The 19056-nt window shown below is 59.6% G+C and carries 20 protein-coding genes and 1 tRNA gene; 7 read left to right on the top strand and 14 right to left on the bottom strand.

What is annotated here, in order from left to right:
* Positions 1-14: 14 nt before the first annotated feature.
* The gene (locus tag BLO50_RS02630; RefSeq protein WP_244152829.1) at positions 15-2243 is read right to left on the bottom strand and encodes an LTA synthase family protein; all 2229 of its coding nucleotides are present in this window, start codon (positions 2241-2243) and stop codon (positions 15-17) included.
* Positions 2244-2471: 228 nt separating this feature from the next.
* Positions 2472-2660 (bottom strand): hypothetical protein, encoded by a 189-nt coding sequence (locus BLO50_RS02625; RefSeq protein ID WP_169852821.1) that lies wholly within the window; start codon positions 2658-2660, stop codon positions 2472-2474.
* 312 nt (positions 2661-2972) lie between these two features.
* Here BLO50_RS02625 and BLO50_RS02620 point away from each other — a divergent pair, with 312 nt between their 5' ends.
* Together BLO50_RS02620 and BLO50_RS02615 are read left to right on the top strand one after the other, a co-directional pair.
* Positions 2973-3815 (top strand): CvfB family protein, encoded by an 843-nt coding sequence (locus BLO50_RS02620; RefSeq protein WP_090248479.1) that lies wholly within the window; start codon positions 2973-2975, stop codon positions 3813-3815.
* A gap of 115 nt (positions 3816-3930) precedes the next feature.
* A tRNA-Thr gene (locus BLO50_RS02615) sits at positions 3931-4006 on the top strand.
* A gap of 14 nt (positions 4007-4020) precedes the next feature.
* Here the strand turns inward: BLO50_RS02615 and BLO50_RS02610 are convergent.
* Complete coding sequence (locus BLO50_RS02610; RefSeq protein ID WP_090248478.1) at positions 4021-4557, bottom strand: thermonuclease family protein; 537 nt, start codon at positions 4555-4557, stop codon at positions 4021-4023.
* A 282-nt stretch (positions 4558-4839) separates the two neighbouring features.
* Here BLO50_RS02610 and BLO50_RS02605 point away from each other — a divergent pair, with 282 nt between their 5' ends.
* Positions 4840-5175 (top strand): hypothetical protein, encoded by a 336-nt coding sequence (locus tag BLO50_RS02605; RefSeq protein WP_244152828.1) that lies wholly within the window; start codon positions 4840-4842, stop codon positions 5173-5175.
* A gap of 144 nt (positions 5176-5319) precedes the next feature.
* Here BLO50_RS02605 and BLO50_RS02600 read toward each other — a convergent pair whose 3' ends face one another.
* The 6 genes from BLO50_RS02600 to BLO50_RS22140 form a co-directional block, all read right to left on the bottom strand.
* The gene (locus BLO50_RS02600; RefSeq protein ID WP_090248476.1) at positions 5320-5757 is read right to left on the bottom strand and encodes an abscisic acid-deficient protein Aba4 family protein; all 438 of its coding nucleotides are present in this window, start codon (positions 5755-5757) and stop codon (positions 5320-5322) included.
* Between the two features lie 121 nt (positions 5758-5878).
* Positions 5879-6547 carry a peptide-methionine (S)-S-oxide reductase MsrA gene (gene msrA, locus BLO50_RS02595; RefSeq protein ID WP_090248475.1) on the bottom strand — a complete coding sequence of 223 codons (669 nt, stop codon included), beginning with the start codon at positions 6545-6547 and terminating at the stop codon, positions 5879-5881.
* Between the two features lie 2 nt (positions 6548-6549).
* Positions 6550-7065 (bottom strand): peptide-methionine (R)-S-oxide reductase MsrB, encoded by a 516-nt coding sequence (msrB, locus tag BLO50_RS02590; RefSeq protein ID WP_090248473.1) that lies wholly within the window; start codon positions 7063-7065, stop codon positions 6550-6552.
* A gap of 118 nt (positions 7066-7183) precedes the next feature.
* Positions 7184-8221: a GGDEF domain-containing protein gene (locus tag BLO50_RS02585; RefSeq protein ID WP_090248471.1), complete on the bottom strand. Its 1038-nt coding sequence runs from the start codon at positions 8219-8221 to the stop codon at positions 7184-7186.
* 129 nt (positions 8222-8350) lie between these two features.
* Entirely contained in the window at positions 8351-8785 is a 435-nt protein-coding gene (locus BLO50_RS02580; protein WP_090248470.1) for a GNAT family N-acetyltransferase, read from the bottom strand.
* Positions 8786-8853: 68 nt separating this feature from the next.
* Positions 8854-8985, bottom strand: coding sequence for a hypothetical protein (locus BLO50_RS22140; protein ID WP_256665405.1), 132 nt, complete (start codon positions 8983-8985; stop codon positions 8854-8856).
* Positions 8986-9265: 280 nt separating this feature from the next.
* On the opposite strand from BLO50_RS22140, the gene BLO50_RS02575 reads away from it, so the two are divergent.
* From BLO50_RS02575 to BLO50_RS02560, 4 genes are all read left to right on the top strand, one after another.
* Positions 9266-10039: a PP2C family protein-serine/threonine phosphatase gene (locus BLO50_RS02575; protein ID WP_090248468.1), complete on the top strand. Its 774-nt coding sequence runs from the start codon at positions 9266-9268 to the stop codon at positions 10037-10039.
* Positions 10040-10062: 23 nt separating this feature from the next.
* Positions 10063-11565 (top strand): serine/threonine-protein kinase, encoded by a 1503-nt coding sequence (locus tag BLO50_RS02570; RefSeq protein ID WP_090248467.1) that lies wholly within the window; start codon positions 10063-10065, stop codon positions 11563-11565.
* A gap of 133 nt (positions 11566-11698) precedes the next feature.
* Entirely contained in the window at positions 11699-12553 is an 855-nt protein-coding gene (locus BLO50_RS02565) for an FHA domain-containing protein (protein WP_090248465.1), read from the top strand.
* 127 nt (positions 12554-12680) lie between these two features.
* Positions 12681-14003 carry a phospholipase C/P1 nuclease family protein gene (locus BLO50_RS02560; protein WP_420875446.1) on the top strand — a complete coding sequence of 441 codons (1323 nt, stop codon included), beginning with the start codon at positions 12681-12683 and terminating at the stop codon, positions 14001-14003.
* Here BLO50_RS02560 and BLO50_RS02555 read toward each other — a convergent pair.
* The 5 genes from BLO50_RS02555 to BLO50_RS02535 all read right to left on the bottom strand — a co-directional run bounded on the left by BLO50_RS02555 (position 13960) and on the right by BLO50_RS02535 (position 18848).
* On the bottom strand, positions 13960-14865 hold the full coding sequence (locus BLO50_RS02555) for a hypothetical protein (RefSeq protein WP_208597412.1): 906 nt from the start codon (positions 14863-14865) through the stop codon (positions 13960-13962). The genes BLO50_RS02560 and BLO50_RS02555 overlap by 44 nt on opposite strands.
* Positions 14866-14978: 113 nt before the next feature.
* A complete protein-coding gene (locus tag BLO50_RS02550) occupies positions 14979-16721 on the bottom strand; it encodes an N-acyl-D-amino-acid deacylase family protein (RefSeq protein ID WP_090248463.1) in 1743 nt (580 codons plus the stop codon).
* A gap of 113 nt (positions 16722-16834) precedes the next feature.
* Entirely contained in the window at positions 16835-17161 is a 327-nt protein-coding gene (locus BLO50_RS02545) for a DUF2025 family protein (protein WP_090251148.1), read from the bottom strand.
* Between the two features lie 175 nt (positions 17162-17336).
* Positions 17337-17957: a putative periplasmic lipoprotein gene (locus BLO50_RS02540; RefSeq protein ID WP_244152826.1), complete on the bottom strand. Its 621-nt coding sequence runs from the start codon at positions 17955-17957 to the stop codon at positions 17337-17339.
* Between the two features lie 189 nt (positions 17958-18146).
* Entirely contained in the window at positions 18147-18848 is a 702-nt protein-coding gene (locus tag BLO50_RS02535; protein WP_090248462.1) for a YebC/PmpR family DNA-binding transcriptional regulator, read from the bottom strand.
* Positions 18849-19056 lie beyond the last annotated feature (208 nt).

Below are 19056 nucleotides of genomic sequence, written 5' to 3'. Positions count from 1 at the left end.
GCCTGTGATTGTCGTCACTGGCTGACGGGCGCCACTTCTTCCAGGCTTTCTTGCGCAGCGAGCAGCTCCTCCTCGCTGGGCAGGGGCAAGCTGCTGACGCTGAAATCAACAATCTCGATTGCACCCTGACCCTGGCCCAGCAGGTGGAAGGAGAACGCCTTGCGTGCTTGCGGGTTGTCGAAGGTGAAGCTGACCTGGACGGGTTTGTCGCGTGTCAGCAGTGGTAGCGGTGGGATCGCCACGTCGACATCGCGGTCGTATTCCTTGGTTTTCAATTGCAGCGTGGCGCCTTTTTTATCCATACGCAGGGCGCGGATTTTCAGGGTGACGGTGGTCTGGGTAGCTGCACCCAAGGTCAGGTACTGCGCGCCCACCAGGTTGTCTGCCCAATCATCACTGACGCTGGGTTTTAGCCTGATAGGCTGCTGGTTGGCGAACTGATAGCTTTGCTTGATCTGACCGCCATTGCTCAGTGACTGGTCAAGCAGGGCCGCTTGCTGGCTGATCAGGCGTGCCGGTTTGCCGCTTAAGCGGCCCAGATAGCGTGCGCTGTCGGCAATAAAACCGGTGCTAGCGTAGCGTCGGCAGACATTCTGGAAGTCGCATTCGGTCAGCGTGCCCTGGCCGTCATGCTGGCGCAGCAACCCGTTGGTGTAGGAAATGATCTGGCGGCCTGTGGCGTAATCGCGCAGCAATGAGCGTCCGGCGATATTGCTCGGGACCGGGAAGGCGAAGTAGTCGAGCACCGACGCTGTCAGGTCGATATGGCCATACACGCCTTGCTTGATGGTAGGCAGTTGCGCCTGCTCGGGCGCCAGCAGCAAGTTGAAGCCCCAGGCCGAAGCCAGACGGACGTTTTCCAGGCCGTGTGACTCGTCCGAGGTGACGATCACCAGGGTGTCTTTCATCACGCCCTGTTTTTCCAGCGCGTTGAGAAAGTCAGCAACGGCATCGTCCAGGTAGGCAATCGCCGCCAGCTTGGCGTTAGGGTGGCGGTCTAGGTAGTCCTGCGGGGCGGAGTAGGGCTGGTGAGTACCCACGGTTAGTAGGGTCAGCATCCAGGGTTGGCGCTTCTTGCGCAGCTGTTGCACGTAACCCAGGGCACCTTCGAAGTAGGCCTTGTCGTCCATGCCCCAAGGGAATTCGAGGTAGGGCTTGTTCTTGAACCAGTCGCGGCCCAAGGTCTTGTCGAAGCCCATCTGCGGCATGATCTGGTCTTTGGCCATAAAGCGCAGCCCGGCACCTTGCAGGAAGTGCGTGCTCAGGCCGCGTTCGCGTAATTGCGCGGGCAGACATTGCTCACTGCGCGCCGGGTTGTTGAGCAGTTCAACGCCCTTCGGCGTGCCGGAGTCGAGTTTCTCGTAATCACCGCAAAGCATGGCGTAGAGCCCGCGGATGGTTTGATGGTTATGCAGGACATAATCGGTGGTGAGCATGCCGCGTTCGGCCCACTGGCTCAGGCGCGGCATCGGGTCTTGCGCGTAGCTGCTGCCGATGGCTTGACGGCTGGCTTGCAGATAGGCGCCGGTTACGCCTTCCAGAGTAATGATCAATACGTTGCGGGCGCTGCCGGCTTGCTTGAGCAGCGGCGTACCGTGCAGATCAAGCTGATTCAGGCCGCTGATGTCAGGTGGGCTGCTCGGCTCGTCCCCCGCCAGCCAGTCGGCCAGGTGCTGTTGAGCGCCATTGGTACTTTCCGCCAGTAACTTGTGCGGCAAGTTGAACTGCAACCATTGGTCCGCTTCGCTGGGTTTGAATTGCTGGCCGACGGTGTGCACGGCAAACAGGGCCAGTGGCAGCAACAGCCAGGCGCGTGCAAACGGCATGGCACGGCGCGGTGTTTGTACGCTGCGCAGGCCCAGGTAAAGCGCCATCAGCACGGCCATGGCTAAAGCCAATAATGGCTGGCTCAAACCACTGCCTTGGGTTGAATGACTGACAAACTGTGCGTCGCCTAAGTACTGCAAGTCGGTTGGCTCTGGCATGCGGCCTACGGCATTGACCAGCTCGGCGGTGCTCAAGGTGAAAATGCACCAGGTCAGCAGCAGAGCAATGCTCAGCAGCCAGGAGCGTTGGTGCAGGATTACCACCAGCAAGCTGCCAATCGCCAGGTCAGACAGATAGCCATAGGTATGCGACCAGCCCAACAGGTAGCGGCTGAGCAATGGCAGGGCGAGTAACAACAAACCGAGGGTAAGCAGGGTGCTGGAAGGGTGTCGCAGCCAATTGCAGGTAACGCGCACGGGTACTCCTGGGGCGATTGCCATCGTTCAGCAGTGGCAATGCCGAAACCGCCGCAAATTGCGGGCTGACATGATTCTGAAACAAGGTTGTGCTAAGCGCCAGTGGGCGGGGCGTAAAAGGGTGAAACAACTGATGTCGGACTGAGGAAGGGGGCTTGGAAGCTGAGGGGGTTATGCACTGGCCAGCGCCTTGTCATTGCGAGCAAAGCGCTGCATGGCCAGAAAGCGTTACTTTTTACCGATGGTGATCTGCTTGGTGGTGCCGTACACCTGGCCGCTGACGCCTTTGGCAATTTGCTGAATTTCCCCGCCGGATTTCAGGAAGGCTTCGATCTGTGCGTCGATCGAGGCGCTGGTTTCCACGGCTGGAGCCGGCTTGGGTTTGCTGTTGGATGCTTTTACGCGCATGACGGCCATTAACCTACTCAAAAATTAATTTGGCCGCGCATAATACTCGAAATGCTTGACAATTGCTTGATAAATAAAGCTCGGATGTAGCGATATGCAGAGAGATTATTCTGTAAATAGCCCGCGTAATTAGCGGATATGCCAGTAAGTGATTGTTTTAATAAGAATAGATAATTCGTATTGAGGCTGCGTCTCGCGATCTAGGCCATCGGTCGGATTGCTCCGCAGGCCATCAGGCTGGCGCTGTGCGATGGCCGGTAGGCCGAGAAATTCAGAGGCGAGTCGGCTAGAATGCCGGCCTGGTAATGAGGGTAGGGCATCATGGCTGTAATTGGACGAATGAATAGTTTGCAGGTCGTGAAGCACACCGACTTCGGCCTGTACCTGGATGGCGGTGCGGATGGCGAAATTCTATTGCCTAAGCGTTATATCCCGAGCGACACCCCAAGCGAAGTGGAAGACTGGTTAAACGTCTTTATTTACTTGGACAGCGAAGACAAATTAATTGCCACCACAGAAAAACCAAAAGTTCAGGTGGGTGAATTCGCCAGTTTGAAAGTTGTGGATATAAATCGCGTGGGCTTATTCCTGAATTGGGGTTTGCCGAAAGATTTATTGTTACCGCACTCCGAAGAAAAGCGCCCGTTGCAGATTGGTGATTACTGCGTGGTGCATGTATTCCTCGATAAGCGCAGCAAGCGCATCACCGCCACCGCACGTCTGGATCGTTACTTGGATAACGTGCCAGCCAACTATACGGCAGGCCAGGAAGTTGATCTGTTGGTGGCCGAATCCACCGATATGGGCTTCAAAGCCATTATCAATGGCAAGCACTGGGGCCTGATCCACAAGAATGAGCTGTTCAAGTTTGTGCGCAGCGGCATGCAGGAAAAAGGCTTTATCAAGGAAGTGCGTGCCGACGGCAAAATCAGCCTGAGCCTGCAACCGGTTGGCCAAGAAGCGGCCAGCAGCTTGGGCGAGCAGATTCTGACCAAGTTGCGTGAGCACGATGGCGTGCTCAAGGTGAACGATAAGAGTTCGCCAGAAGAAATTGCCGGGCTGTTTCGGGTCAGCAAGGGCAACTTCAAGAAAGCCATCGGCGGTTTGTACAAACAGGGTCGCATCGTGATCCACGAAGACCGTATCGAACTGCCGAGCAAGTAACCGCCGTTACACTTCACAGCAGCGCAAAGTCCGTGAGGTGTACGGCCGTCAGCTAGGCTTGGGATGACAGCTTGAGTCGCGTTGCAGCTAGTGTGCGCGACTTAAGCAATATCTTGCCGGTGTAGCTCAGTCGGTAGAGCAGCGCACTCGTAACGCGAAGGTCGCAGGTTCGATTCCTGTCTCCGGCACCATCAACCCCAATGTTCTAGCCGCCACCGAACTGAGAGAACGATGCAGTTCGACTGGGTTTGGTTTTTTGCGGCGCGGCAATTCTGCCGGCGTAGCGCCAGTCCCAGGGCGCGACGATGTCTTCGGCGGGCAGGTGCCAGAGGCCTTTACCCATGTTTCTGGCCAGGGTTTCGGCATCTTTGAGTCGGTGGTCTTTCAGCTGCTTGGTATAGGCCCAGGCAGCGCCTTGCGCGACCAGTGTGTAGTTCACGTCAGTGCCACCGACATAGGCGCGAGCCCGTGTGATGCCGTAGCGATCCACCTCGTTGACCTGCAGGACGACCTGTTTCTCCAGCACCAAAGCTGACAACGCCTGCTTGGCTTCGGCGCCATAGGGTTGCTTTCTTTCTGGTGCGTCAATTTCTGCGAGGCGAACCCGCAACCGTTTATTCTCGGTGGTCTGGCAGCTGAACGTATCGCCGTCGCTGATGGCCACTGCCCTGCAGCTGAAGGGATCAGCAAGTGCCAGATTGGGCAGGCTGATAAGAAACAGTAGAACGATGCGAAAGGTCATCTGGGGCGTGTTGCTCAAGTGAAGACGTAGTCGGTGATACTAATAAATGCTTGGCGGATTTAGCGGGACGGGCATCGCGAAACAGCATGCCAGCTTTATCCAAGGGCTTTCTGCATCGGCTAGTGTGGGGCTTGTGCTTTTCTGCGATTCGCGGATGATTGCTCAATATTTGAGCAGTTTTACGGCTCAAGTCTGCCAAGGTGGACCACAGGTCGGAACCGCAGGTGGGGTGCTGTTGCCAAACCATCAAGTTCGTTACGCGCCAATGGCGCAGAGGTTGTGATGACGATGTGTCGATATGCGATCAGCCTGGTTGGGCTGCTGTTGGTAACGCCGCTGTATGCCGAGCAGCAGGCGCCGCAGACGTTGCGGGTCATTCCGAAGACCTATATCAGCCCCGGTGCCAGTGGCAGCATCGGCAGCTCACAGACCATCGAAAGCCATAATCTCTATGGCGGGCAGCGCCTACCCGACGGCCTGCAGCGCCATGAGCAGCGTTACGGCAGCCAGTCGATAGAAAACCGCGGGACGATCAAGCAAACGATTGAGTACCCCAATGGCTACCGGGTGCAGCAGTATCCAGGGCAGAGCACTGAATACTATGAGCGCAGCCGCTAACAGGCCGTTGAAAAATTACCTACGTTGCCGATACTGCGTTGAAAACAGGCTCGGAATGCTCATTTACAGCTCGTAAACTCCGCTTCCTCGCTTGTTTTCGCCTTGTCTCGACTGCCTCGCTAACATTCTCAACGGCCTGCTAGCTCAGGCCGCCATCACCAAGCCCCAGCGCAAGCCTAGAAACGCCAGCAGGCCCAGTGGGCCGAACATTAGCGTCAGCACATAACAGGGTAACAGTGCCCAGTGGCTGATGCCCGCGATGGCGCCTTCGTGGCGGATAAACAGCCCGACCATCAGATCGAACGCCAGAATATGTATCCAGGCTGCCAGTGCGGCGGTGGGTTGTCGCAGCAGTGAGAGCACCCCGCCGAGGCTAAAGAAACCGGGCCTGCCGCTACCCGGTTCAGGCCGCTGGCGCATGGCGACAAACAACAGCCAGCTATAGACGATGGCCAGCAGGACCACGCTGAGGCCCAGTACCAGTTCATCGGTATAGGGCCAGAATGGCAGGCAGACCAGCATCAGCCAGCCGAACAGAGCGATCAGCGAGGTGAGTTTGAACAGGGGTTTCAACGGGGCCATTGAGTGCTCACTGGGCAAGGTGTGAACTCAACCATAGCGGATGCGACGACTGCCGCATCCTGGCATCAGCGGCTGAATACAGCGCCATCAGCGGGCACGAGGGCCAGCCGATGGGCGCGGTTTATTGCTTCTTGCCCCAGAGTTGCTCCAAGCGTTGATCACGACCGCAGCCGTTGCGGTAGTAGTTGTAGCGCAGCGGGTTACGTTGGTAATAGTCCTGGTGATAGTCCTCGGCTGGATAAAAGGTGCTGGCGGCGAGGATTTCCGTGACCACCGGGGCCGGCAAACGCCCGGATTTATCCAAAGTGGCTTTGGAGGCTTCGGCCAGTTGCTGCTCTTCGGCGCTGCTGTAGAAGATCGCGCTGCGGTATTGCGGACCGCGGTCGCAGAACTGGGCGTTGGCGGTCACCGGATCAATGGTGGGCCAGTAGGCTTCAAGCAGCTTGGCGTAGCTGGTCTTGCTGGGGTCAAAGCGTACGCGCACCGCTTCGATATGCCCGCTAGTGCCTGCAGAAACCTGCTCATAAGTGGGGTTGTCGACATGCCCGCCGATGTAGCCGGAGGTGGTGTCAATTACGCCGGGCACTTTGTCGAAGTCTGACTCGGTGCACCAGAAACAGCCGCCGGCGAAGATTGCCACGCCGGGGTTTTCCACCATCGGCGTTGCGGTTTTGGACTGCGGCTGCGGCGCTTGCGCAGCTGTGGGTTCACAAGCGGCCAGCAGGCCGCCCAAAACGAGGATGCTGCTGGCCAGCAGACGGCGGCGCCAAGTATAGGTCATAGCAGTCATGTTCAGCTCCGCAGCTCAGGTAAGGCTTCGCCTTGCGGGATAAAGCGCAAGGCCACGCCGTTGTTGCACCAGCGTTCGCCGCGCGGCTTCGGGCCGTCGTCGAAGACATGACCCTGATGCCCGCCGCAGCGCGCACAATGGTATTCGGTGCGCGGGAAGAACAGCTTGAAGTCGCTTTTGGTGCCCATATGGCCGGCAATCGGCTGGGTAAAGCTGGGCCAGCCGGTGCCGCTTTCATATTTGTCCTGGCTGGCGAACAGCGGCAGGTAGCAGGCGGCGCACAGGTAGGTGCCATCGCGTTTTTCCTGATTTAACGGGCTGCTGCCAGGCGCTTCGGTGTCCTCTTCGAAGAGCACGGCATAGGCTTCAGGCGTCAGCAGGTCGCGCCAGTCGCTGTGGGGTTTATTCAGAGGCGTCACGCTACTGGCAACAGCTTCTGCCAGGCTAAGTGGGGCGTGACCGAGCAAGGGCAGGGCTGGCAAGAGGGCCATCCCCTTGAGCAGGGAGCGTCTTTTCATGGCAGTGCTCTGTATGAAGTGTGGCCAATAGACAGAGACAAAGCCGAGTTGTTACAGCCTTGCTCGCCGCGCGCGAGAATTTTTCCGCGCAAGTTGTAAGTAAAGATAAATCGAGGGATCAGGCGATGGGTAGGCTGCTGGTTTTGTCCACGCCATCATCGATGACGATGCAGTTACGGCCGGCATTCTTGGCGCGATAGAGGCGTTCGTCGGCGCGCTGCAGCAGGCTTTCCCAGTGTTCGTCGCGGCGCAAGATGGCCCCGCCTACTGACATGGTCACCGCACCGCTGGGCCCGCGCAGGTGCTGCGCCACTTGCTGCTGCAGGTGTTGCGCGGCGGCCAGTAAGCCTGCGCGTTCGGTGTTGGGCAGCAGCAGGAGGAATTCCTCGCCGCCGAAGCGGAACAGTCGGTCTTCCTTGCGCGATGAGCTTTTGATCAGTTCGACAAAGTCCACCAGCACCTGGTCGCCGGCATGATGGCCATGGTTGTCATTGATCCGTTTGAAATGATCCAGGTCCATCACCAAGACGCCGTAGCTGTTGCCGTGGCGGCGGTAAATGGAGGCGGCGATCTTCAGTTCTTCATTCATCGCTCGGCGATTACGGGCGCCGGTCAGCGGGTCATGGATGGCCAGTTGCTGCAGTTGGTCGCGCTGAGTGCTGGTGCGGTAGGCAAAGACGAAACTGAGGATGCTGGCCATCATGCTGGTGACCAGAAATGACACCATCTGGTAGTCGCTTTCGAATACCGAGCCGGGTTTAAGTTGGCCGTAACCGACCAGCGTGGTGAGCACCAGGGTGGTGGCCAACAAGGCCTTGGCCGGCGACACCATAAAGAAATTGAACATGATCAGCGGGTAAATCCAGAACAGGCCGTTTACACCCAGGTTGATGGCGATCAGCGTTGCACCGGCGGAGAAGATGGTGGCCAGGTAGATGCCGGGTTTGATCGTGTCACCGGTGCGCCAGGCATAGATCACCGCCATCACTGTGGAGACAACGATCACGGTGTCGGAGGAGCCTACCAGGTAGTTGCCGGTCGCTAGCCGGTAGACGGCATAGGGGCTAATGCCAATCACGCCAAACAGGCCCATCAGCGTGATGATGGACAACTGGAAGTCGCTACGCAGGCGCCTGAGCAACCGCGATATCTGCATAGTTAAAGGCCACTGTTGTCGTTGTTATGAGCTAAGCATGCAGAGCTTGCCCTGGCGATGGCAATAGTAAAATTCTGCAACGTGCCAGCATGGGCCACTATCTGCCGAATGGTGTTGGTTTATCTGGTACTAAGGTTCCAGCCCTTGAGCGGTAAGGCTCGAGCTCGGCACGCGCACAAATGCCAGCAGGTTTTTGCTGCGCTGATAGCGCCTCAGGCGTTCAGCCAACGGCTGAGGCAGGTCGGTGCAGGGGGCAAAGCCCAGGCGCAGGTAGAAGTCGCTGAGTTGCGGGTGGCAGAACAGCCAGACCGGTGCCGGGCAATCGAGCAACGCAGTCTCGATCAACTGGAGCGCGATGCCTTGCCCCTGCCGAGCGCTATCGACCAGCAGGCTGGTCAGCCAATGCCCATGTGCGACCGGGTGCAGGCACAGCGCCGCGACGATTTCCCGGTCTTCGGCTACCCATAGCTGGGCGCCGGCTGCGGCGCGCATGGCTGATCGTTGATTGCGGTAGAACTTGTCAGCCAGTGGCTTGAGCGAGGTGGGGAGTTGGCGGTAGTGCATTGCAGGTACTGTTGCGACGGTGAGTGGATGCCTGAGCGCAAGCGCGATGCTTGCCTCAGACGGGTGCTTCAGGCGTTGGCGGCGTGGCTGCCGAGCAGGGTTTTCGCACCTTGCTTGTCTTTCTTGTCCGTACGCTTTTCGCTGGCGGTTTTCAGCGGCTTTTTCTTCACTTGTTTCTTCGAATCCATACCTTTGCTCATGATCTTCACCTCTGACAATGTCGTGGTTGAATGTTCTGGAGCGGGCCATCCCCTCGCGGTGAGGCGAGGCTGGTACTTGGAGTCTACGCCTATGCAGGGCGAATAGCTGAGGCGTTATTTGGGCGTCTGGATGCAGGACAGGGTTCGACTGGTTAACAGTTCACCGGCAAAATCGGTGGATGGCGGTGACAGCCTGAGCGTGCCGCCGCATCATGGGATTAATTACGCCGTGTACAGCCTGCTTGCTGTGCGACTGTTGAACCCCTAAGCCGAGACGTTGATGGAACAAGCGCTGATTTATGCCGGCCAGAGCGTGCCTGGGCGGGTACGTGGGCACAATGAAGATGCTCTGTTGTGTTGCCCACAGCTGAATCTGTGGGCGATTGCGGACGGCATGGGGGGGCATCAATGCGGCGAAGTGGCCAGTGCCCTGGCCTTACAGACGCTGCAGGCGGCCTGTGCCGAAGGCCAGGACTTGGTGACGGCGGTGCATGCGGCCAATCGCGAAATCCTCAGCGTGGCGCGTACCGGTGAGCAGCGCGGCATGGGCACGACCTTGGTGGCGGTGCACTTTGTTGGCGCGGCCTTCAGCATTGCCTGGGTCGGTGATAGCCGCGCTTATCGGGTCAGCGCCGGGAAGATCGAGCGTCTGACCCGCGATCACAGCTGGGTGCAAACGATGATCGATGCCGGACAGATGAGCATTGAGGCGGCGCGTAGCCATCCGCAGCGCAATGTCATTCTGCAGTGCCTGGGCCGTGATGATCAGCCGCTGGAAGTCGGCATATTGCAAGGCTCGCTCGGTGAGCATGAGTTGCTGCTGCTGTGCAGCGACGGCCTGACTGGCGAGTTGGAAGACGCGCAGATCCAGCAGCTGTGCAGTAACGCTCAGACCCTCGATGAGCTGGTAGAAAAGCTGCTGGCGCAGGCCAACCAACTGGGCGGCAAGGATAATATCTCCTGTATCGTACTCGGCCGTGATGCGGCCACGCCCAGCGTCGAGGCCAAACCGCGAGGTTTGCTCAGCCGCCTGTTCACTTCCCGCAAGCCCTAATTCGCCGGTGTGCCCTGACCCCCATGACTGAACAATTGCTCGAAATCCCCGGTTATCAGGTGCATGGTCGCCTGGGTAAAGGCGGCATGGCCGAGGTGTACCTGGCCACGCAGGCGTCCCTGCAGCGCAAGGTGGCGATCAAGGTGCTGCTGAGCGCGGATGATCAGGCGTTCAGTCAGCGCTTTCTCAAGGAAGGCCACATCGTGGCGTCCCTGCATCACCCCTCGATCATCACCATCTATGACATCGACCAGCTCGCCGATGGTCGCCACTACCTGACTATGGAGTTCGTCCCGGGTGGCGATCTGGCGCAGCACAAGGGCGAGGTGTTCGACCTGCCGCGCGCGCTGCGTATCGTGCAGCAGGTGGCCAGCGGCCTGGCGGTGGTGCATGACAAAGGCCTGGTACACCGCGATATCAAACCGGCCAACATCCTCTTTCGCAGCGACGGCACGGCGGTGATCACCGACTTTGGCGTGGCCAAGGAAGTCGAGCTGGACCATGACCTGACCCAGTTCGGCATCGCCGTCGGCAGCCCGTCCTACAGCAGCCCCGAACAGGCGCAGTGCCAGGCACTGGATGCGCGCAGTGATATCTACAGCCTGGGGGTGATCCTGCTGGAGATGCTCACGGGCAGTAATCCCTACCGCGCTGCCAACTACACCCAGACCGTGATGAACCACCTGCAGATGGACGTGCCTCAACTGCCGGCGCATTTGCAGAACTACCAGTGGTTGCTCGATCGCATGCTGGCGAAAGAGCCGGATGAGCGTTTTGCTGACTGCAAGGTGCTGCTTGCCAGCCTCGATGAACTGACCCGCGATGACCCGGACAGCACGCGCATCGCCCCCGCGCTGAGCCTGAGCAAACCGGCCAGACGCGAAACTGCGCGCAGTACGCTGTGGGTCTCGCTGCTGGCCGGCATCGTGTTGCTGGCCGGTGCTGCCAGCGGCGGTTATTACCTGTACCAGCAAAAACAGATCAGCGACTACCTGGCGCGTGCCGAGCTGCGCCTGCAAAACGGCAGCCTGCTGGAACCGCCGCAGGACAACGCCGATTACCTGTTCCGCCAGGTCCTGGCGCTGGATGCGGATAACCCGGAAGCTCTGGATGGCCTGGCGCGGGTGCTGCAGGCGCGGATCAACCAGTACTTGGCGTTGGCTGAGCAGCGTCTGGCTGATCAGCAGTTGCTGCTGCCTGAGGATGACAGTGCGACTTACTACTTCCGTCAGGTGTTGGCCTGGGAGCCCGATAATCTGCTGGCCCTGGCCGGAATCAACCGCGTGGCGCAGCGCTATATCGAGCAAAGTGAGGGTGCCTACAAGCGCCGCGAGTTTGCCCTGGCCTTGGCGCTGGTGCAGCAGGGCCTGGAAGTAGAGCCGGCCAACGAGCAGTTATTGCAGTTGCTCGATGGTCATGAGCAGCGCGTACGACTGGCCCAAGCGCCGCGGCGCCGGCCGGCAGCTGCGGAACAGCCGGCACCGGTAAACCCCGTCAAGCGGTTATGGAACAACCTATTCGATTAAGTTTTTATGCTGGCATATTGCTACTGGCTAGATTGGCAGGCAGCATGCGCGCCTCGTCCACCGTGCCGCATATGAATGCCCAGGTACGACGGGTTACAGCTGGTTGTTTAACCGATGTTGGCGGAGTGCGCAGATGCTCAAAATTCACTTCAGTGATAATCGTCAGGCCCCGATCTGGTTGGTCGACGAGCGTTTCACCATCGGCCAGGACAGCCGCAACAGCCTGGTGCTGGAAGACCCCAGCATCGCTTCGTTTCACGCGGAAATCCGTCAGGATCAGGGCTTCTATTACCTGACCGATGTGGGCAGTCCGAGCGGCTCTTTCGTCAATGACGAGCGCGTCAGCACGCGCTTTCAACTGCGCGCCGATGACCGTGTGCGCTTGGGGGCGGTGGAGCTGCAGTTGGTCGACCCTGCGCGCAGCAAGACCCACACCGAGCAAACCGCGCGCTGGTACTTGCAGGTTATTCAGGGTGAACACGAAGGCAAGAAATTTCATATCAACGGCTCCATGACTTTTGGCCGTTCGGTGAAGTGCGAGCTGTGCTTCAGCGATCAGGAGTTATCGCGCCGTCACTGTGAGTTCTTCCTCAAGGATGACGTGCTGGAGGTCAAAGACCTGGCTTCGGCTAACGGCCTACTGGTCAACCAACAGAAGGTCACGACAGCAGTGCTGCAGCCGGGCGATCAGTTGAAGATGGGCTCGGTGAGCCTGCTGGTGATCGGCCCGAAAAGCACCGTGGCGACCAGCGAAGATGAAGACGCCACGCTGTTTATGCGCGCGGTGGACCTGCCAAAACCGCTCAAAGCGGCGCCGCTTTCCAGCTCGTCAAACAACCAGTCCAACCCGCTGCGCACAAACGTGCAGGCCAACCCGCTGCGTGCAGCGCCGGCGAATGCCCCCCCTGGCTTGAACAAGCCGTTGCTGGCGTTGGCGGGGCTGTTGGTAACCGGGTTGGTCGCGGCGGCGGTGGTGTTTGTTCTCTAGCTCTGGCGGGATCTGTAAGCACTGCGCTGCTCGATTGGTGAATGGGCTGACTTGATACGACAGTGCCAGGTGGCAGCTTTGGCGTTAGGCTACGTCCTTTGCACTGCCATCCGCTGTTGGAGTCTCCGTGAAGCCATTGCTCCTGTTGCTATCTGCCTGTTGCCTGGCGCTTCAGCCGTTCAATGCCCTGGCGTGGTCCAACCACTCGCTGGGCAGTCAGCTGGCCTTGCAGAACCTGCCGCAGTTGCAGCGCACGCTGACCTATGAACCGCTGCAGGCCTTTCTGGACGCACAGGCGCCGGCAATCGAGCAATTGCTGGATGAGCAGGAAGCCTTTGCCAGTGCTCATTTTCCGGACTATCCACCCCGCCCGGATGATCTGCGGTTCGAGGCCGCGAGCACCCTGCCTGAGCAGCGTCGTGCCGCGTTTCTGCAGGCATTGCGGGTCAACCCGCAGATTCGTCTGGCCGGTTTTGTTCAGCAGTTACCAGGGCAGGGCGATGAGGGTCGACCACGCCTGAGGGCCGAGCAGGTGCTGGTGTTTCGCAAGATTGGTCCCTGGAGCCACTGGCGGTATTTGGCGCTGCAGCCCGGTGAGGCGGTGAGTGCTTTGCAGGTGCTGAGCAGTGCGGCCGATGAGCCGGACTATGGCCACGATATCAACCTGTTCAGCGACAACCCAGGCGATTCCGGCGCGCGCTACAACTTCGGCGTGCAGCCCTTCGGCGATGCGCGCTTCGAGTATTCCTCCCAGGCGCCATTTCATATCGGTTATTACCACGAGCCGGAGTTGGTGCTTCAGGCAGCGCCTTATCTACGCCGCACCCTGCCGCACTGGCGCATCTACCAATACACCGGGCTGGCGCGGTTGGCCCTGGCCACTGGGCACGACTACTGGGGCTATCGCTTCCTCGGTTGGGCGCTGCACTACATGCAGGACCTGACCCAGCCCTACCACGCCAAGACCGTTCCGGGCTTTAGTACGCCAGAGCTGATGCTGATTGCGCTCAAAGGCGCAGCCGGTTATCCGCAAGACCGCCAAGCAGCGATTGCCCGCGTAGCGGATCGGCATACGGCCATCGAGGAGTATCAGCTGGAGCGCATGCAGCACCTGATGGACGAACAAACGCCAGCGCCCCTGTTGCAGGCGTATACGCAAACACCACCGGATGCGTATCCGACTTATTCGGTGGATTACGCGCAGCAGGTGGTGGCGGCGGAGTCCTATGCCACGGCGGATGCGCTGGATCAGGTGATTGGTCAGTGGTTGGCCCGCAAACCCGCGGCTGCGCCCGGTTTTAGCGGGGGGAATCAGCTGACTCAGGCCCAAGTCGACCCGGTACTTGAGCAGATGCTGGTGGTGCTGTTTAAACGCTTTGGCGCACACACCCGCAACATTGTGCAGGCTACTTTGGCGCCACCTGTGTCTGGCGTAACTGCGTCGGACTGAACCACAGTTCACGCCTCTGCAGCGGGGTGGCACTGGGCAATAGCGGGTTGGGCAGTTCGATCACCTGGCGTTCGGCGTCTTGCAGGTGCGCCAGGCTGTGGGCGAATTGTTGCTTGAACAACTGCTCAAAGGAGCCGTCCGCGACGGCGCGCTCCATGCCTATGCGGACGGTTTCGGCCAGTTCCGGGCGTCGCGGTGAAAAGAAGAAATACAACGCTGTGGGGTAGTGCAGCAGCACATGCGGGTCGGCGACCAACTGCTGTGCCCGTGGGTTTTGCAGCTCGGTACCGATTTCCAGAACCGATCGCGGGAAGTAATCAAAACGCCGTGCCTGCAGCATATGAAACAGGCTGGCATAGTTGGACGACACCACCACGGGTAAGCCCTGGCTTTGCAGAATGGCGGTATCGGGCCAGTCGTGGCCCTGGCCTGCCGTAAACTGGCGCAGGTCATCCAGGGTTCGCACGTGCTTGAGCAGGTCCACGCGCTCGCGGGGCAGCAACGCGACACGCCAACCGAATAACCCTTTGTCCAACGGTATGCGTACAGGCAGTAGGCGTTCTTCGCGCTCGTGGCTGGTCATGCTCCAGACCACATCCAGGTGTTTGTCGTGTTGCAAATCAACCAACGCACGCTCTTGCTCCATGCTGGTGTGCGTGGGCACTAGACGCAGTGGGCTGCCGGCTTTATCCAGCGCCAGGCGTAACTGAGCCAGCATGTAGTTGGAGCGCGACTCATCACCGTCACTCCAGCGCGGGTAGTAAATGGCGGTCGCGTCACTTGCGTGCACGGGCAATAACAAACCGCACAGCAACAGGCATAGCAGCCAGCGCCAGACGGTCTGTTGCAAGGGGAGTGGCATATCGATATGAATCCTTTCAATACCGGCCCGGCAGGGTTCAGTGGGCAGTGCGGCGCGCATTATGCCAGCCTGGCGTCGCGGCCGTATGCCGTAGGTCGATTGCCATCGTCGACTCAGGCCCTGCTGCGCAAGAACGCTCCGTAGCCGCGCGCCTGCCCCAGGTCGCTGGCGAATACGCCTTGCTGGTACGCGATACGCCCGTTGATCACAACAGCATCCACGGCGTCGCCACGGTTGACCATACGCTGCAAGCCGCCGAAGGCCTCCATCGGCGCTTCCTGGTAGCTGGCCAGGGATTCATCCAGCGCCCTGGGGTCAATGATTACCAGGTCGGCACGAGCGCCTTCGTAGAGCCTGCCGGCGTCAATGTTGAACCATTCACCCAGTTCGCCTGTCAGGCGCCAGATTGCCGTTTCAATCGGCATTACCGGTTGGCCGCGTAGCTCGGCATCGCGCACCAGTTTGAGCAGGCGCACACCGAAGTTGTAGAAGGCCATATTGCGGATATGCGCACCGGAGTCGGCAAAACCGATCAGCGTACTCGGCTCGCACACCAGCTTCTCCACCATCTCGGGGCGATGGTTGGCGATCAGCGTGCGCCAGCGCAGGCGCGGGCCGTGGGCCACCAGCAGGTCGAGAAACAGATCAGCCGGGTGTTCATTACGCGCCTTGGCCAGTTCGCCAACGCTTTTGCCGACCACGCTGGCGTCCGGGCAGTCGACAATCCAGGCGTCGTCGAAGTCGCGGTGCCAGACCCGTGGGCCGAATTTCTTCTCCACGTCCTGGCGAAAGCGCAGGCGGTAGGCCGGGTCCTGGAACAGTTGACTGCGCATGTCGTGGTTGGCCAGGTGCAGGGCGGCTTGGCCGGCGGGAAACTCCTCGAAAACTACAAACTCCATGCCGTCGGCGTAGGTTTCAAACGGCACCGGCAGGGTTTGCCAACGGAAGTCGGCATGGGTCAGGCGATTGATCCAACGGGTCAGTGGGCCAAGTACCGGGGCGAGCCACGGGTCGGCTTTGACATCCATCAGGGTGATCAGGGTGGTCTTCAGCGGCTTGCGCCACCAACCGCCGATGCTGTCCCAGAGAAAGGCCAGTACATTGAGTTTGGTTACCAGGTTCGGCGCGCCCTGATGGATGCGTCCGCGCCGGCGCAGGATCTTGTTCAGCCGCGCGTACTCGGCCCAGGGTGCATACACCGAGGGCAGGGATTTCGAGCGCTGGCGGTCGCCATCGAGCTTGTCCCAGGGATTAGTCATGCTCGACAGGCCGAGCAAACCGGCGTCCAGCGCTTCTTCCAGCAGGCGTTCCATCTGCTGTAATTCACCCTCGGTGGGGCGTACGTTGGCGTCCACGGCACGTTCCAGACCAAGCACGGCAACGCGTAAATCAGAGTGGCCGAGGAAGGAGCATATGTTCGGCCCCAGCGGATGCTGATCGAGAAAGACGGCGAATTGGTCGGCGCTGTGCCAAGTCTTCCGTGCCTGCAGCAGTGGCAGGACATGCTCGCGCGGCACCGATTCGACGCGGGTGAACAGGTCAGAGCAATCCTCGGGGCTGGACAACACCATGCTGATCGAGCAGCTGCCGATCATCACCGTGGTCACACCGTGGCGCACCGATTCCTTGAGCGCAGGGGCGGCCACCAGTTCGGCGTCGTAATGGGTGTGCATGTCGATAAAACCGGGTGTCACCCAGCGGTTTTGTGCATCAATCACCTGGCCGCAGCCATTTTCGTCTAGGACGCTGGCGCTGATGCAGGCCAGCTTGCCGTCATGAATGCCAAGGTGACGCACGACGCCGGGCGCGCCGCTGCCATCGAAAAACAGCGCGTTTTTGATCAGCACATCGAACATCGGCAAGCTCCTGGCGAGTGATTCTGACTCGTCGAGCTTAGTCTGCCGTGCGCCGTTGTTGTGAGGGTGTAAGTGAACAACCCTCGGTCAATTCGGCCACCTCGACAAGCTGCTCAGGCGTTAAGGCGACGGCGTTCGGCGCTGATCTCCGGTATATCGGTACGCCGCATGTAGACCCGCAGCGGTTCGCTGATAGCCAGGCGGTCATCAATATTCTGTTCCAGCAGCAGTTGCAGGCGCGCGCGGTCGAGGCTCATCAGTTCGCCGTCAAAGGCACGCCAGACGAATTCGCAGGTAGGCGTGATGCTCTCTTCGAGCACGTCGAGGCCAAAGGAGTCTTCGGAAAAACGCACGATATAGCGCCCGGTCTTGGCATTGAAACCGACAAAACCCTGTAGTTGGTCGGCAGCCGCGCAGATACTGGCAGAGGTGATACTCATGGGAACCTCGTCGATGGCAGTGGAACTCATCGGCATAGGCTAAGGGGCTATGAGCAGTGCATCTTGCGATGGATCAATAAGTGGGCGGATGGCACTAGTTCTGAGCAGGTAAGCGAATGGCAGGTGCAAGAGGGTGTCGCCCGGCGAGCCTTTGCAACTCGCCAGGGTGGTGGATTTAGTCTTTGTGGGTGCTGGAGAAGGCGCTGATCTTGCCGAATGGCGAACTTTGCATGCCCACCTTTACCGCCATCAGCGGCGAGTTGTTGACCCAGACATCGTCGATCACGATGGTTTCACCGATGTCGTCGTTATCGGCGGCTACCAGTAGGTAGTAAGTGCCGTCTTCGGCGGCTTCACCATTCCAGCTCAGGCTGATCTGGCCGACCACGGCTTCGGCACGCGAGGGCCTGTCGGCAATCACTGCGCCGTAGGCATCCAGCAGCATGGCGCGTGGTTTCAGGGCGTATTTGCTGACGCCCATGCAGGGGGCGTTGCACAGTGAGTGCACGTTGAGCGTGTAGCGCTCGCCCTTTTTCAGCTGCAGGGAAAAGATCCGGTAGTTGGAGATCGAGCTGCCAAAGTCCAGGCGCGGCTCATCGGCGCTGATCGGCCACTGAGGTGCCAACAGGCCCGGGTTGAGCGGCAGCGGAATGGCCTGGGTGTTGTGGATGGCTTCCAGGGCGCTCTTGGCCATCGGACTTTTGCCCGCCTTGACGTCTTGCTGGTAGGTCGTCTGCGGGTTGCTGGCGCAGGCGCCAAGCAGCAGGCAAGCGGCCAGAATCAGAAACTTGTGCACGGTAAAACTCCTGTGTGACAACGTCCTTGTGTACACGCCGGGCGCTGGTGGCGCGGCGGGCGGCGATTCTACCCGCTTTGCGGGGCGCGGGCAGTGGTTAATCGACCGATTCGACGAACTGCGCACACTGAACGGTGCCGTTCGTGGGCCCGCTGCGTATCCTGCACGGCGGGCCTGGTCAGTCTTTGTTTAGCCGGAAAGCCCGACGTAGACGTTCTGTACGTCATCGTGCGCGTCGAGGGCTTCGAGGAAGGCTTCGACTTCTTCCAGTTGCTCGGCCGTCAGGCTGCTCACCGGGTTTTTTGAGATATAGCCGATTTTCGCCGAGTTGACGCTGAAACCCTGCTCCGGCAGCGCGCGGCACACGGCATCCAGGTCAGTTGGCTCGGTGATAAACAGGGTGTTGCCTTCATCGGCCGGCTCGAAATCCTGAGCGCCGGCTTCAATGGCGGCCATTTCCGGGTCGGCATCGTTCTCGGTGCTGGCTTCGATCATGCCCACGTGGTCGAAATCCCAGGTTACCGAGCCGGAAGCGCCCATCTGGCCCTTGCGGAACAGCACGCGGACTTCCGCCACGGTGCGGTTGATGTTGTCGGTCAGGCACTCGATGATCACCGGCACCTGATGCGGGGCGAAACCCTCATAGGTGGCGGAGTGGAAGGTCACGGTATCACCCAGCAGGCCGGCGCCTTTCTTGATCGCCCGGTCGAGGGTTTCCTTGGGCATCGAGGCTTTTTTCGCTTGATGGATGGCCAGGCGCAGCTTGGGGTTCAGGTCCGGGTCGGCGCCGTTGCGGGCGGCGATCATGATTTCCTTGACCAAGCGGCCGAAGATCTTGCCTCTGGCGTTGGCCGCGGCTTCTTTAGGTTTGGCTTTCCACTGGGCGCCCATGGAGTATCTCGTCGTTGCGGGTTAATGGGTGAGAACCTGTTTACGATCTGCTGCGCGTCGGCCAGCCTGCGTTAAAAACAGCCTCGGAATGCTCATTTACAGCTCGTAAACTCCGCTTCCTCGGCTGTTTTTGCCTTGTCTGGCTCTAGCTCGCTAGATCGTAAATAGGCTCTAAGGGGTGCGATTCTAGCCCTTCGAGGCGCTGGCG

It is taken from the genome of Pseudomonas peli (assembly GCF_900099645.1).
Taxonomy (GTDB): Bacteria; Pseudomonadota; Gammaproteobacteria; order Pseudomonadales; family Pseudomonadaceae; genus Aquipseudomonas; species Aquipseudomonas peli.
This window is presented reverse-complemented; position numbering and strand designations above follow the sequence as displayed.